This window comes from Acidaminococcus hominis (assembly GCF_022484025.1).
In the GTDB taxonomy this organism is placed as follows: Bacteria; Bacillota; Negativicutes; order Acidaminococcales; family Acidaminococcaceae; genus Acidaminococcus; species Acidaminococcus hominis.
Genome location: NZ_JAKVMG010000001.1, coordinates 571970 through 587200, shown reverse-complemented (window position 1 = coordinate 587200; position 15231 = coordinate 571970). Strand labels below are relative to the sequence as shown.

10 protein-coding genes and 1 pseudogene are annotated in these 15231 nt (G+C 51.8%); 6 read left to right on the top strand and 5 right to left on the bottom strand.

What is annotated here, in order from left to right; all coding sequences use genetic code 11:
• Positions 1–24: 24 nt before the first annotated feature.
• The 6 genes and pseudogenes from LKE88_RS02710 (at position 25) to lexA (ending at position 9247) form a co-directional block, all read left to right on the top strand.
• Positions 25–3132 (top strand): beta strand repeat-containing protein, encoded by a 3108-nt coding sequence (locus LKE88_RS02710; RefSeq protein WP_276802679.1) that lies wholly within the window; start codon positions 25–27, stop codon positions 3130–3132.
• A 942-nt stretch (positions 3133–4074) separates the two neighbouring features.
• Complete coding sequence (locus LKE88_RS02705) at positions 4075–5745, top strand: malolactic enzyme (protein WP_255419943.1); 1671 nt, start codon at positions 4075–4077, stop codon at positions 5743–5745.
• A gap of 207 nt (positions 5746–5952) precedes the next feature.
• Positions 5953–6018 (top strand): annotated as a pseudogene (locus LKE88_RS13155) (zinc-ribbon domain-containing protein); the annotation flags it as partial.
• A gap of 66 nt (positions 6019–6084) precedes the next feature.
• Entirely contained in the window at positions 6085–6354 is a 270-nt protein-coding gene (locus LKE88_RS02700; RefSeq protein WP_231086288.1) for a hypothetical protein, read from the top strand.
• An 88-nt stretch (positions 6355–6442) separates the two neighbouring features.
• The gene (locus tag LKE88_RS02695) at positions 6443–6727 is read left to right on the top strand and encodes a flavodoxin family protein (protein WP_231086286.1); all 285 of its coding nucleotides are present in this window, start codon (positions 6443–6445) and stop codon (positions 6725–6727) included.
• A 1878-nt stretch (positions 6728–8605) separates the two neighbouring features.
• On the top strand, positions 8606–9247 hold the full coding sequence (lexA, locus tag LKE88_RS02690; RefSeq protein ID WP_105325485.1) for a transcriptional repressor LexA: 642 nt from the start codon (positions 8606–8608) through the stop codon (positions 9245–9247).
• A 197-nt stretch (positions 9248–9444) separates the two neighbouring features.
• Here the strand turns inward: lexA and LKE88_RS02685 are convergent, their stop codons facing one another.
• The 5 genes from LKE88_RS02685 to LKE88_RS02665 form a co-directional block, all read right to left on the bottom strand.
• Positions 9445–10113 carry a hypothetical protein gene (locus LKE88_RS02685; protein ID WP_105325486.1) on the bottom strand — a complete coding sequence of 223 codons (669 nt, stop codon included), beginning with the start codon at positions 10111–10113 and terminating at the stop codon, positions 9445–9447.
• A 66-nt stretch (positions 10114–10179) separates the two neighbouring features.
• Entirely contained in the window at positions 10180–10404 is a 225-nt protein-coding gene (locus LKE88_RS02680; RefSeq protein ID WP_105325487.1) for a hypothetical protein, read from the bottom strand.
• Between the two features lie 692 nt (positions 10405–11096).
• Positions 11097–11705, bottom strand: a complete 609-nt coding sequence (locus tag LKE88_RS02675) for a TetR/AcrR family transcriptional regulator (protein WP_105325488.1) — start codon at positions 11703–11705, stop codon at positions 11097–11099.
• 8 nt (positions 11706–11713) lie between these two features.
• Positions 11714–13198, bottom strand: coding sequence for a gluzincin family metallopeptidase (locus tag LKE88_RS02670; protein WP_276802675.1), 1485 nt, complete (start codon positions 13196–13198; stop codon positions 11714–11716).
• Positions 13199–13259: 61 nt separating this feature from the next.
• The gene (locus LKE88_RS02665) at positions 13260–14774 is read right to left on the bottom strand and encodes an AbgT family transporter (protein ID WP_199614631.1); all 1515 of its coding nucleotides are present in this window, start codon (positions 14772–14774) and stop codon (positions 13260–13262) included.
• Positions 14775–15231: the final 457 nt, after the last annotated feature.

Here is a 15231-nt window from a genome sequence, read left to right as displayed (position 1 = left end):
AAACACTGTATAGGGGGAAAATTTATGAAGCCAGCAAAGAGATTTTTACCGGTGATGGTGGCATCCAGCATTATCGGCTTGGGGGCGTACACTCCGCCGGTCTGTGCGGGGGTAACGCTTACAAGTGCGGTGGGGCAGGTCCAGTCGGACACAGGTACGGTGTATGAGGCTTTGGAAGGCAATGGCTATACGGGTTCTGCCAGCGGCAATACGCTGACGGCGGACGGGATTACGGTATCCGGCAATGTGTACGGCGGCCACACGGAAACGGAAAACGGTGCTGCTGACAAAAACACGGTTACCCTGACCAACAGCACGGCTGCTGGGGTATGGGGCGGCAAGGCGGGGACTTTGCAGGAAGCCATGTTTCAGACTGCGGTTACTACCGGCGGCAGTGCCAACAGCAATACCGTCACCTTGGGGCAGGGGGCTGTGGTGCTGCAAAAAGCAATTGGCGGCGAAGCGGCGAAAGGGAGTGCCAATAACAACCGGGTTGTCCTTCAGGGAATGGCCTTTGGACATACGATTTCTACCAGCGCAGGCTCTGCTGAGTCTTCCAGCGATACGATTTATGGTAAGTCAGAGGTGCATCCTGCTTCGGCGAAAATAAACATTGACCTTATGGCCGGGGGCATTTCTTCAAATAGTGATGCGTCCTACAACGTAGTCCAGGCCAGCGACCTGACCCTGCGCAGTACGGCGCTAGTAATTTTTGGCGGCCGAAGTCAAGGCAGTGCCAAAGAAAACCAGGTAACCCTTTCGCTCAACACTCCTAGTGGCGCCAACCTGTACGTATTCGGCGGTTCGGCCGTGAATGGCACAGCAGACAGCAATAGCGTTACCGTAACCGATTCGGGCAGCGGCACTTATGATACAGTTACCGGCGGTATTTCCTTGGCCCACCCGGAGGATCTTAGCGTAATACCGGACGGCGATGATGCCACCTATGGGGCCAATAACAATCAGGTCCAACTAAAAGGGGTTCACGTCGCACCTCAAAATCCCAGTTCTTTTTCTTCCGGGGTCTACGGGGGCTACAGCAGCTATGGCACGGCGAATGGGAACAGCGTTTCCATCCAGGACAGTTCCCTGTCCTCTGTTCTGGGCGCCTATTCTATGATGGGCTGCACCTCGGGCAACCAGGTGGAAGTTTCTTCGTCCGTGGTTAAGGATACCTCGGGCAATACCCAGGACCATACAGCAGGACTGGTTATCGGCGGACTTAGTCAAAATGGCCGGGCAGCGAACGACAACCAGGTCACTTTGACTGCCGGGACCCAGGCCAAATCCGTTTACGGCGGCGTCGGCGTGCTGGGCACGGCCACGGGAAACAGCGTGACGATTACGGACAGTACCGTGGACGTAGAAGTTGTAGGCGGTCAGACCGGTGATACAGTAGGCTGGATTATGTATTCCGCGCAGCCCCAGGATGCCGAAAATAACCAGGTAACGCTCAGCGGTACCAGCAGCGTGGACACGGTGGTGGGCGGGGAAGCTGCAGCGGTGACCACCTACGACGAGGTGCCCCTTAGCGGCAAGGCGGTGGGCAACAAGGTCACCATCACAGGCGGCACCGTAAAGAACAGCGTCCTGGGCGGCCACTCGGCCCTATCCGACGCTACAGGGAATACAGTAACTATTGCTGGCGGCACCCTGGGTACGGAGGCGGCCACTACGGGGGAAGCCGATGACAACGTGATTGCCGGAGGCTTTGCTGAAAACGGCGCGGCCACAGGCAACACGGTAAATATCACCGGCGGCAGCCTGGGAACCCTGCTAAGCCTGTATGGCGGCTACAGTGACAAGGAAAGTACGGGGAACACCCTGAACCTGTATACCAAAGGCAATACGGTAAAGAATGTGCAGTACTTCCAGGCGCTTAATTTCTACGTGCCGGCGGGCACGGCGGCAGGGGACACGCTGCTGGAGGTGACGGGCACGGCGGACGTTCACGGGGCAGCCATTAGTGCGGGGGTGAATGATGCAGTCTCCCTTCAGCCGGGCGAAGTCATCAACCTGCTCCACAAGGGCAATGCGCCGCTTTTGACGGAAGGGGCTTCCTACAGTATGGTGGCAGGCCAGGATTTTGTTACGGATCCGGGCTTTGTGCAGCACAAGGTGCTGATCAAGAAGCAGGACCCCAACACGGTGGTTTTATACATCCCTGCCGGTGATAAAGGCACCCTGAACCCGGACACCAAATTGATTCCCGAGCAGAGGGAGGCGGCCATCAGTCAGCTGGTGAATGCGTCCGACCTGGCGTCCAATCATGGCTACGCCTCGGCAGTGGCGGCCTACGAAGCGGCCTGGCTGGAAGACCATTCGGTAAAGGCCAAATTCACTCCGTATGCGGTAGTGGGAGGCCACGACCTGCGCTACGCTACCGGCTCCTACGTGGACAGCCAGGGGATTAGTACAGAGCTGGGCTTCGTGAAACGGGTTGTTGCAGGGAACCACACGGATACCGTTATGCCCTTTGCGGAATACGGCAACGGGAACTACACAGCCCATTTGGACAGCGGGGCCCGGAGCGATGGGGGCCAGCACTATATAGGCGGGGGGCTGCTGCTGCGCCGGGATCTGTCTAATGGAGCGCACTACGAAGGAATGGTCCGGGCAGGGTATCTGTCCGGGGACTTCCGGGGTCTGTTGGCGGGCCACCAGGCTTCCTATGCTACGGGCTCCAGTTATGTGGCGGCCCACCTGGGCCTGGGGAAGGTGGTCACCCGTGGACGAAATGATTTTGATTACTATGGTAAGCTTTACTGGACCCATTTGGGCAGTGACACCACGAGGATATACAGCGGCCTGGGCGGCGGAACGTACCACCTGGACAGCGTGGATTCCTACCGCAGCCGGCTGGGGCTGCGCTGGACACGGCATCAGGGAGCCCAGGATACCCTCTATGCTGGCCTTGGCTGGGACTATGAATTCGACGGAGAAGCCAGAGCCCAGTACCGGGATTTCAGCACCCCGGCGCCCAGCGTCCAGGGCTCCAGCGGTTTTGTGGAACTGGGGTGGCAGAGCAAGGCCACCAAAGAGAACCCCTGGGGTGCGGATGTGAGAGTCACCGGGTGGAGCGGCGTGCAAAGAGGGTTCACATATGGGGTGACCATTACACGGAGAATGTAAATGTGAAAAAGGTAAAAAAAGCATTCCGCCAGAAGAATGGAACTTTTGGCGGAATGCTTTTTTGTGTGAAATCGGGGGATTGGGTGGGGGCTGACAGGTAGTGCTGAAGAAAATTGACGACGTACTACGCTTTCTACGAAAGCGTAGAGGTGTTTTTCAGAATATATAGCGGCGCCAGCGCCGTAGAATGAGCCTTCACCGCTAAATTGGAGACATGAGAATGTTTTTGCGCAGAATCGGGGATTGGGTGGGGGGCTGACAGGTAGTGCTGAAGAAAATTGACGACGTACTACGCTTTCTACGAAAGCGTAGAGGTGTTTTTCAGAATATATATCCGCTCTGCGGCCGCTTGGGCCGGAACCCCATCCCGGTCACGGTTTGGTACATGGGCGTGACCGACCTTCCCCTTCTCCAGTGCGTGCCGAGCAACGCACTGGTAAGTGGAAGGCAGCGGCCAGAGGCCGCAATATGTGGTGAACTTCTATCGTCGCCGGTCGGCGACACTTCCTGCACGCTTGCAGGAAGCGTTCTAGACCTCTACTAGTCAAGTGATATAGAAAGGTCGTACTAGTATTTACATACCCCGTAATTCCATCTCTATACCCGTTTAGCACATGACTCGTATAGGCCTAAGAATGGCCCCTTCAAGCGTGAAGGGGCAGTCAGTCCGCAGGACTGACTGAGGAAGTTTGGTTTGCCGTCTCCTTACCTGTTCGCTATGCGAACAGGTAAAGGGGAAGGGTGGCATTGCCCACGGCAATGCCGGGATGGGGTTCAAAAGTAGGATGTCTGCACTACACCCGTTGAGAACGTCGACCAAAAATCCGATACATAGTTTTCTACAGCACCGCTAGAACCTGCACAGATTCTAGAGGCCTGTTTGTATATGACAAATTCTTCAGTTTGCCTTATAATGGCTATAGAGATGATTTATATACTAACATGTTATGGATATTCGTTCTTTGTTCTGCTTTCGAAAGGAGTCTTATTATGACAAAATCTGGATTTGCCTTACTGCGGGATCCGTTTCTCAATAAGGGCACTGCTTTTTCTCTGGAAGAACGGGAAAAGGCCGGGATTTCCGGGCTCCTGCCACCGGTAGTGGAAACTATTGACCAGCAGGCAGCACGGGTTTATGCCTATTTTTCTCAAAAGACCAACAATCTGGAAAAGCGAAATTACTTGATGGAGGTGTTCAACACCAATCGGCGGCTGTTTTTCTACGCCTTCACCCAGCATTTGGAAGAATGGATGCCCATTGTCTACGATCCGGTGATTGCTGAAAGCATTGAAACCTATAGCGAAAAGTACGTAACGGCCCAAAAAGCTGCCTTTTTATCCCTGGAGCAGCCGGAGGCTATAGAGGGGATTTTGAAACGGGCAGCCGATAACCGCAAAATCCAGCTGATTGTTTGTACCGATGCGGAGGCCATTTTGGGCATTGGTGACTGGGGCATCAACGGGGTGGATATTTCCGTAGGCAAGCTGATGGTCTATAATGCGGCGGGCATCAATCCAGAATATGTTCTGCCTGTGGTTTTGGACTGCGGAACGGACCGGGAGAGTCTGCTGCAGGATCCCTTATACCTGGGTGCCCGGCACAAACGGGTGCGGGGCGACGCCTATCTGGCCTTTGTGGATGCGTTTGTAGCCGCCGTAGAAAAGCTGTTTCCCGGGGTCTATCTCCACTTTGAGGATTTCGGACGGGAACATGCAGCCAAACTGCTGAACCGGTATCGGAACTCCTACCCGGTCTTTAACGATGACTGCCAAGGGACGGGGATTATTACCCTGTCCGGACTTTTGGGTGCCATGAAGATTACCGGAGAAAAGCTGACGGACCAACGCTACATGTGCTTTGGCGCTGGTACAGCAGGCGCTGGCATCACAGCCCAAATCTGCCAGGAAATGGTTAAGGAAGGGCTCTCGGAAGAAGAAGCCAAAAAGCATTTCTATATGGTAGATAAGCAGGGCCTTCTGTTTGACGATATGGAAGACCTGACGCCGGAACAGCGGCCTTTTGCCAGAAAACGGGACGAATTTGCCGGTCAGGACACTTCAACTCTACAGGGTGCCGTGATAGCTGCCAAGCCCACCATTCTGGTAGGCACGTCCACTACGCCCAAGACCTTTACGAAAGAGATTGTGGAAGCCATGCTGTCCTGGTGTGACCGGCCCATTATTTTCCCCTTGAGCAATCCTACCCAGCTGGCCGAGGCCTCTGCCCAGGATCTGCTGGCTTGGTCTGACGGAAAAGCGCTCATTGGCACAGGGATTCCAGTAGAACCCATTACCTATAAGGGCATTTCCTACCACATTGGCCAAGCCAACAATGCGTTAATCTACCCCGGCCTGGGAATGGGCAGCATTGCCGCCGGTGCGTCCCGGGTATCGGAGGAAATGATTTCTGCTGCGGCTCATGCCCTGACCCAATTTGTGGACGCAGGACAGGAAGGGGCTGCTGTGCTTCCGCCGGTAGCCCATCTGAGAACCTTCACCCAAGCCGTAGCCGAAGCGGTAGCAGACTGCGCCATCAAACAGGGGCTGGCATCCAAAGGCATTTTAGATGCCAAAGAGGCTGTGGCCAAGATTCTTTGGACACCGGAGTACTAAAGAGCACAAAGGGATTGCCCTTTAGATAAACGAAGCAGGAATCGGAGAAGCCTCGGTTCCTGCTTTCTTGTGCAAGCTCCAATTCTTTTTCCGTTCTGCCTTTCTTTCCCGTGACAGGCTCTGGCCAGTGTGCTAAGATAAAACTGTAATGTACCAGTAACGCAGGAAGGTACAAGTTTCCTGCGGCTACGAAGGGGAGGGATAGGGATGTTTTGTACCCATTGTGGGGCAAAGCTGGCTGCAGGGGCGCAGTTTTGCAGTCAGTGCGGAGCACCTGTTAAAGGCGCCGGACCCAAAACAGAAACTGAAACGCTGGCTCTGCCCGCAGACTCTGTATATATGATAGATCCTGCGGCCAGGCCTGCACGCCAGGACCAGGAACTGCCTACAGTGCAGCCCAGCCGAGTAGAAGTGATTGTGGACAGAGGGTGGCTCCATTGTCCCAATTGCCATTCTACAGATATTTATATTGATAAGAAGGGCTACAGCCTGGTGAAGGGGGTAGTGGGGGCGCTGCTCATTGGACCTTTAGGGCTGATTGCAGGAAAGCACCATTCCAACCGGCTGCGGTATACCTGTAGGCACTGCGGCTATCAGTGGCACGATTAGGTTTGCAGGGGCAAGAAGCGCAGCAGCACACCGAATAATTAATTGTTCGATTAATTATTCGATTAATTAATGGAAAGAAGCGAGTGAAATGGATATTACCGTATTAATGGGCAGTCCCAACCAAAATGGTTCCACCCACCTGTTAGTGGAAAGTTTCAAAAGGGGAGCAGAGGAGGCAGGACACCGGGTTCACGTCATTGATGCAGCCCACGCCCAGGTCCATCCCTGCACCGGCTGTCTAGCCTGCGGCTACGAAGGCCCCTGTGTGCAAAAAGATGGTATGCCCCAGTTAAAACAGCAAATTTTAGCTTCCGATATGTTGGTTTTGGCCACTCCCCTTTATTATTTTGGCATGACGGCTCAGCTAAAGTAAAGAGCATTGTTGACCGTTTTTGCTCCTTCAATTCTTCACTCCATTCCGCCCATTTGAAATCGGCCCTCCTAACCGTTGCCTGGAATGATGATTCTTGGACCTTTGAGGCCCTGCGGGTCCACTACCAAACGCTGGTAAAATATTGCGGCTTTGCAGACCAAGGCATGATTTTGGGCACGGGCTGCGGCACGCCCTTTATGACCAAGCATAGCCATTTTATACAAGATGCCTACCAACTGGGAAAACGTCTATAGGATTCAACTAAATAACCTAGCTAAATTGCGTAATCAGCTGACCGGTTTTCACCTGTTCGCCATTCTACAGTCTCATTTTGGAAAATTGCTTCCAAAATGGGGCTGAAATCATTTTAGATGCAAAATGGCCTATATAAAAGTATATGCACCCCCTTAAAAAAACGCCTCAGAAACGAAATTTGGCGGTCATAGCATATATAGCAGTATTATGACGGAAAAGCAGGAATTATGCTACCATATGTAGTGATTATCAGGACGAAATAGAACTACAGCTTTGAAAAGGCAATCTTTCGCCCAAATAAGGGAGCAATACTGCCAGCAGTAGGATAAAAACCAATAAGGTAAAATAGCAAATGTGAAAAGATAAATTTAAAACCAAGCGCAACTCCATAAAAAAGAGGGATATTCTGTAGGACAGTACTGTTAAAGGAATAGATTTAAAGCAGCGCAAAAGCCCAGTGGCAGCATCGGCTACACATACTCACGGGGGCCAAACGAAAAAGTAGGAAACGTAAAAGGTAAAAACTACAAAAAGCTGCGTCATAGAAAAGCAACGCAAAGGTCCTGCATATATCTATACGTATATAATTATGGTATAGATAATAAAGCCCGAAGCTAAAAAGGAAAATACCGTTAAATGGACCTGAAAGCAATAGGTTTGTAGGACCAGAAAGCACTTTGCCGAAAAAATAAAGCCTGCAAACACTGGCAGCGCCTGGGCTGGCGCCAATAGTATGACTTTTTAACGGTTGGCAAGCCAGGAACTTACCCTTTGTTAAATTTTTTCCACACTATTTAACATAATATATATTATAGGACGTAAAATTTTTCTTGATTTTTTCCAGAAATTTACAACTCCCTTACAAATCCGGTTCGCAAGCATTTTTAAATGATGTTCGCCATACTGCCGCTGCTGGTTTTCACGTTGGACAATCGGCTTTTACCGTGCCATAAACTTCCTTTTTATTGCCTGTGTCTTTGCCTTGCCTCCGAACTTTGAGACATCATATTATAGGCGCCTGAGTCTCTGCATTTCGTCAAAGCTGTGATTTATCCAACGGACCTTCATTCGTATTGGACGTATTGGACCAAGTATGGTTTTGCTTTCAGGCAACTGGGTTATTTGAGCATTCCTCTGCAAGCTGTGGTTTGGTGTGACTTCAACTGTTTATCTGGATGCCAGTCTGCTGCTTTAGCCATTTTTGCTGTTCTGCAGCTTGCACCCAGTGTTTTCGGGTGCTCTGCTAGGATACCAGTTTACTTTTTTTGAGTTCTCAGCGTACACCTTACTTTTTTCCTTTTCCCGGCTGATTTTTCATGCGTTAAATGGCTTTAGAATCGTTTTTTCCAATTCTGCGTGAGTAAGTTATTGTACTTTCACTTAAATCTCGTCAAATCGCAAATTTGGACGTTTCAAACCATTTCAGCCCTACCACAATATATCGATTGTGCTTGTTTCCACTTTTCCTGTTCGTTTTGTGCAAAATTGAGGCTTTATTGCGCTTTTTGCAAACATTTGTTTGATTTTTTGGGATAAGCTTGGTATACTAAGGCTAGTAGCAACCTATATTTATTCGATAATAATATCCCAAAAGCGGATTTTGGGGGTAAAGGAGATCTGTCTATGAACAATGCAGCCAATTCCGAATCTAAGCTTACTTCCTTAACTGATCGACAGACCAAGATTCTTACGTATATCAACACCTACACCTTTTCCAACGGCTATCCCCCTTCGGTAAGGGAAATTGGTCAGGCAGTAGGTCTTTCTTCCAGCGCTTCTGTGCATAATAACCTGAAAAAGCTGGCAGATGCCGGCTATCTGAAATGGGACCCTGAAAAGCCCCGTACTTATATGCCCCAGGACTTGGGCTGGCGGAAAAAGGATATGGTACCCGTGCCATTGGTAGGCGCTGTCCACGCCGGTGATCCCATTCTGGCAGTAGAAGATATTGAGGATACCTACCCCATCCCCATGGACCTGATTGGCTGCCGGGACGATGTGTTCATGATGGTTGTCGAAGGCGACAGCATGAAGAATGCCGGTATTTATGACCACGACTACGTGTTTGTCCGCAAGCAGGATTACGCCAGCAACGGCGACATTGTGGTAGCTCTGATTAATGACGAAGAAACCACCATCAAACGGTATTTCCGGGACCTAAAGCAGATTCGCCTCCAGCCGGAAAATGATGCCTATTCTCCCATTATTGGTACGGACAACATCCGGATTACCGGGAAAGTCATTGGGGTATTTAGATCTCTGTAAAGCACAATTGCATTAAAAAAGACGTTTCTGAAGAAATCCAGAGACGTCTTTTTTTGCTGAAATTTTCGCCAAGGCACCGGCAGTATTTGCAGGCGGTTCCGGTCAAAGGCTGCATAGCGCTGGGGCAAGGCCAAGATGCCTTCAGCTGCCGGGCCGCTTTCCTGTCTCCAGTGGCCATTCCTCAGGGAATATGCCCCCTACAGTTTCTCTCCAGATTTTAGCAGTCTGGGGTGCAGCTGTTTGACTGCCTGAACCAGCTTCTGGAAAGCACCCCGCAGATGGGGCGGCGTCCACTCCGGAGAAAAGCAGAGAAATACGTAATCATATAGACTGGAAATATGATAATCCGTGGTATTGGGATAAGGGAAAGGCCCGTACAGGGACGCCATTTCACTGTCCAGCCGCCGGATCCAGGTTACGTGGGTATTCTCCGGATCCCGGTGCAGCTGCAGGTGATGCACCCAGTTGGCGCAGTCCACCTTGCTGCCGGCCGATACGTAATTGTCATGATGAAAGTCGATATGGGTCAATTCCAGGGTTTCAGCTCGGGGAATCTGCTTCAGCAGCTCTACAATCTCCCCATGGCTGTCGGCCACGTAGGCCTTGCCCCGGTGGATAGCGTGGAGCACGTGGCAATGGTAGGCATAAGGCAGGTGCCGCAGCCCCAAACGCCGCAGCTGCGGGTATTCCTGGTAGCTTTGCTGCCATTCCGCTTTCAGTTCCTGAGGCGGGATATTATCTCCACCGGGAGGAAATTCCTCATCCCGGACTTCCAGTGTAGTATCCAGGTAATAGTCAAAGTCTATACTCAGCACCCGCCAGACCTTTTTCGCCGTGCTGCTGGGCGCTTCCCCTTCCGTTGCCATACCATTCCATCTCCTAACAAAATAAAAAAGCCCGGCAGGGAATTTACCTTACCGGGTCTTGGAGGCTTACATATAACTTAGTCCCCTATCTTCCAGGGTATCGTCTTCCTCGTCATTGCCTAACATCAGATCGTCTACCCAATCATAGAAGTCTTCCGTCAGTGTTTCGTAATTGGGGGCCATAAAATGGATGCCACCCTGCATTTCCATGACGTTAAGAATGTACAGTCTTGTTATAACATCCAATTCCACTTTTCCAGTGTAGCCCTGATAGCTAATATACGGTTTCATGATACTCTCTTTTCTGCAAGAATAGTCTCCTGCTCAGGGCGTTTCTACTTCGTAAACAACTGTTGCTGCTAACCTGAACGGGGATGTCTGTCTGCCCCAACCAGAGGACAACCAGCCGCTTTCTTATGTTAAGTATAACACACTTTTTGCAGAAACAAAAATATTATGGCCATTTTTCCCCATACATGAAGGTTTTATGAAATTATCGTAACAAATGAACATTATTAATAAGAATAGTTTCTAATCTATAAAACCTTTATTAAATACACAAGCTAACGCAAAGCTGGCTAAAGACTGCTTGAGCCCTGTATTTTCCTACAGCTTTACTCGTTGTTATACAAAATACAGCGTTTTTCAATTGGAAAGTATAAGCTTACTTTTCGTTAAATTATCGTCAATTTGTGAAGAACCTTTTTAAGCTGCCAGGCCTGGAATTATTGCTTTTAAGCCCAAAAATCTGTCCGTTCATAACGGTCATAAATCCACCTCAAAAGCATTCGGCTTGGGGTCTAAAGTTACACTCTTCTTCTCTACTGTAGCAGTGCACAGTACTGGTTTGGGGCAATCCTCCCCTGCCAGCTGACCCCTGCAAGCTGCAAAAGGTATTATACGCCACCCAAGGCGCAAAAAACGCTTCCGCTTGGCAGCAATATCCGAGCAGAAGCGTTTTGTCTTATTCCTGGCAGGAATTCTTAGTCTTCCTTGGGTCCGGGCTGCACCCAATAGGCTTTGCGAAAAGCCCGGGTAAGCCCTAGGGTTTCTTCCGTTAAATCAAACCCCTTGGTCTGGATGCACCATTCGAAATACGTGCCCCGGATGCACCGGAGCAGCAGCCGGGTAAAATGGTCCGGATCCGTTGCCTTGGCGTAGTGCCCCTGGGCAATTCCTTCCACCACCAGAGCCCGGAAAATGCCATACAGGGCCCGTTCCAGGTCCAGGGCGTCCAAGCGGTCATTCCCTTTCAAAAGGGCCTTATACAGCACCTGAATGCATTCCCGTCCAATCTCCTCCTGGGTAAAGCGGCAGGAACCGGTAATGATGGCATCAAATTTTTCCTCCACCCCCATGGACGGCTGCAGCTGATTTTCCAGCGCCAGATAATAGGAGTCGTAGGACTTCAGCAGCTCGGTGATAATATCCGATTTGCTTTTGAAATAGATGTAGAAGGTTCCCTTGGCCACGTGGGCCCGCTGAACAATAGCGTCCACCGTGACCCCGTCGTACCCCTTGTCCCGAAACAGCGCCAGGGCGCAGCGGTACAAATGTTCCTTGGTCTGGTCCCCCTTGGTCAATTTTTTCATGGGGCACCTCAGCAGCCATACAGGGCGCCGTATTTCCGGTTCAGATAAGCCAGGAAAGGCTGGGCGTCCATGGCTTTTCCGGTAAGCTGCGTCATGAGCTCACTGCCGGTATAGACAATGCCATACTGCCAGATATGGTCCCGAAGCCAGTCCAGAACGGGAGCAAAGTTTCCCTGACCCACCCGTTCATAGCAATCCGGCACGTCCCGCAGCAGCACGGCCAAAATCTGCCCATCGTAGATATTTCCCAGGGCATAGCTCTGGAAATAGCCAATGTAATCCCCAGCCCAGTGCATATCCTGGAGGATTCCCTCCAGGTCATTTTGGGGCCGCACCCCCAGGTAGGCCTCGTACTTGTCGTCCCAGGCCTTTTTCAGCTCCTGGGTAGTCAATTTCCCTGCGAACCAATCCCGTTCCAGTTCGAACCGGATAATGGCATGGAGGCTGTAGGTGACCTCGTCGGCGTTGATTCGCTGCAGACTGGGCTGCACCCGGTTCAGAGCCTGGTACAGCCCTTCAGCCGTCACCTCGGCAAAATCCGGGAACGTTTCCTGGAGCAGGGGCAGCAGATGTTGGGCGTAGGCCCGGCTCCGGCCGATAATATTCTCCATAAAACGGGACTGGGACTCATGAAAGCCCCCTTCGCTGCCGCCCCACAGCCCTACGGCCGCATATTCTTCCGCCGTAGAGTAGGAATACATGGCGTGGCCCGACTCATGGAGCAGGGAGTACAGCAAATGGGGGTTGCCGCTTTTGTAGGTGGAGATTCGGGAATCCCGGGGACCCATAAAAGACGTAAAGGAGTGGATAACCTGCTGGTTGATGGTCCCCCGCTTGGGGTCAAAGCCCATTTCCCCCACCAGGTGTTTGGCCAGCGCCAGCATCTTGTCCGGATCCTGGTCCTTGTGCAGCAGGCTGTCGTCAAAGTCCCGGCCGCTGCGGCGAAGGCGGCCCAGCAGTTCCTTGAGCCCGTGTTTCAGCACCTCAAATTCCCGGCTTACTACAGCCGCCTGAAGGCCCTCATCGGTTTGGGCCACCAGGGTGTCAAAAGCCGGCTGGTCCGGGTTCGCCGCCAGGGCCAATTGTTTCTTCAGGGTAAAGACCTGTTCCAGATAAGGTGCAAATACAGCAAAGTCCTTGGCTTCCCGGGCCTTCTTCCAGGCAAACATAGCCTGCGCCCGAATCAAGTTGTACTGCCGCAGCAGGTCCTGGGGCATCAGCCCCAAAGTCCGATATTGATACAAGAAGAAGCGGATAACGCCCCGTTCCACCGCAGTATTACCGGAGGTTTCTGCAAAATACTGGGCCAATTCCCGGGCCTCAGCCGTTTGGAACAGCCCCGTTTTACGGGCGGCCACCAGGGCCTGCATCTCCTGCCGGTAGGCTGCGCCCTGTTCCGGCAGCAGCCCCCACTGGTCCAGCTCAAATAACGATTCCATGGATTTCAGATAGCGGAATTCCCGCAGGATTTCCTCTAGCCGTTGCAATTTCAATTCGTAGGACAACGCAATAGACCTCCTATTCCAGCAATTCTAAAAGCAAACTGGTGCAGGCTTAGAAGAAGCAGGATACCCCAGGCCCCAGAGGCAGCTTCAGCAGCAGCCAGGCTGCCATTTGCAGAATCCATACTACCAGGAAAGCCCCGGAATACGGCAGCATCAGGGAAATGATGGTTCCCATGCCGGTGTTCTTCTCATACTTCTGGGCCATGCCAATAATAATAGGCAGGTACGGATAAATCGGCGTAATGGGGTTGGTTACCGAGTCCCCAATACGGTAGATGACCTGGGCAAAAGCCGGGGAGTATCCCAGAATCATCAGCATGGGCACGAAAATCGGAGCGAAGATGTACCACTTGGCGGAGCCGCTGGACATGAACAGGTTGACCACCGTGGTAAGGAGAATAATCCCGATAATCAGCGGCACACCGGTAAACCCGGCATTTTGCAGCCCGGCAGCACCGTTTACAGCAATAACCATACCCAGGTTGGTAAAGTTGAACATGGCAATAAACTGGCTGATGACAAATACCAGCACAATGTACCCGGTCAGGGAGTTCAGGGACTGGGCCATAAACTTCGGCACGTCACTGGACTGTTTGATGGTGCCCACGGTCTTGCCGTAGACCACGCCCACCAGGATAAAGTAGATGATCAGGATGGGCACCAGGCCGTTCAGGAAAGGACTGGGAATCAGGGTGCCGCCCTTGCCCCGAAGCAGGCCGTTTGCCGGTACGGTGCACAGAAGCAGCAATGCCACATAAACGGCCGTGAAGATGCCAGCATACCGCAGCCCTTTTTTCTCCGCAGGAGTAACAGACGTGCCTTCGGTGGCCAGTTCTCCCGTATAGGCACCTAGCCGAGGGGTAATGACCTTGTCGTTGACCACAACGCCCACCGCCGTCAGCAGGAAGCAGGAAACAATCATAAAGAACCAGTTGTCAGCAGCCGTAACCACCACATTGGGGTCGATGATATGGGCCGCTTCCTGGGTAACCCCGCACAGCAGCGCATCCGTACCGGTAATCAGCACGTTGGCTGTAAAACCCGCGTTGGTCGCCGCATAGCCGGCAATCAGCCCGGCCAGGGGATTCTTCCCCAGCACAGCAAAAGCCGAGGCTGCCAGTTCCGGAATGACAATAATGGACGCTTCAGAAGCAATACTGCCATTGATGCCCAGGAAAATCACTGTAGCCGACAGGGCCCACAAGGGCACCCCCATCATGGCCCGGCGCATCACCGTGGACAAAAGCCCTGCTGCTTCCGCCAGACCAATGGCCATCTGCATGGCCAGCACCAACCCAAGGGGTGCAAAACTGGAGAAATTGCTTAGCAGATGCTCTACAACCCAGACCAGCCCTTCCTGGCTGAGGATACTGCGGACAAATACGGTCTTCCCGTTGGAGGGATTGATTACGTGGGTTCCCATAGCAGCAAACACCGCAGAAACCACCGCCAATATGGCGATGATGTACAGGAACAGGATAAAGGGATGGGGCAGCTTGTTGCCCACCCGCTCAATGGTTCCCAAAATACCCCCGCCGCTTTTTTTCGTTTCCATCGCTTCCATAACACCAATCCCATTTTTATGACCACAGTCATATTTTTGAGTCCATTGTAGTCAGAAAGTGAAAACTTGTCAATTTGCAGAGAAAAATATGCGGATTTTTTGTGAATGTATACAGTATTTCGGAGTTTATTGTTGCAAATGAAACGGTTGTAGGAAGTGTATTTTGGATACTTATTCAGTGCAGAAAAGCAAAACTAAGTGCGGTAGGAAACCAGCGGGAACAGCAAGGTCTTGATGGCAAAGAAAGATTTACTGGTTGTCCCCCATCCACCGGAGACTCCACCCACACCTTCCTTGCCTGATACTGCCGTTGTACAGGACAGACAAAACGGCGCCGCAATTGCTTAGTTGAAAGCGTCCCACTGGCTAAAAAAACACAAAAGGCAATATCAGGATAACCATCCCGGTCGCGCCCAAGTACTAAACCGTGACCGGGATGGGGTTCCTATCCAAGCTG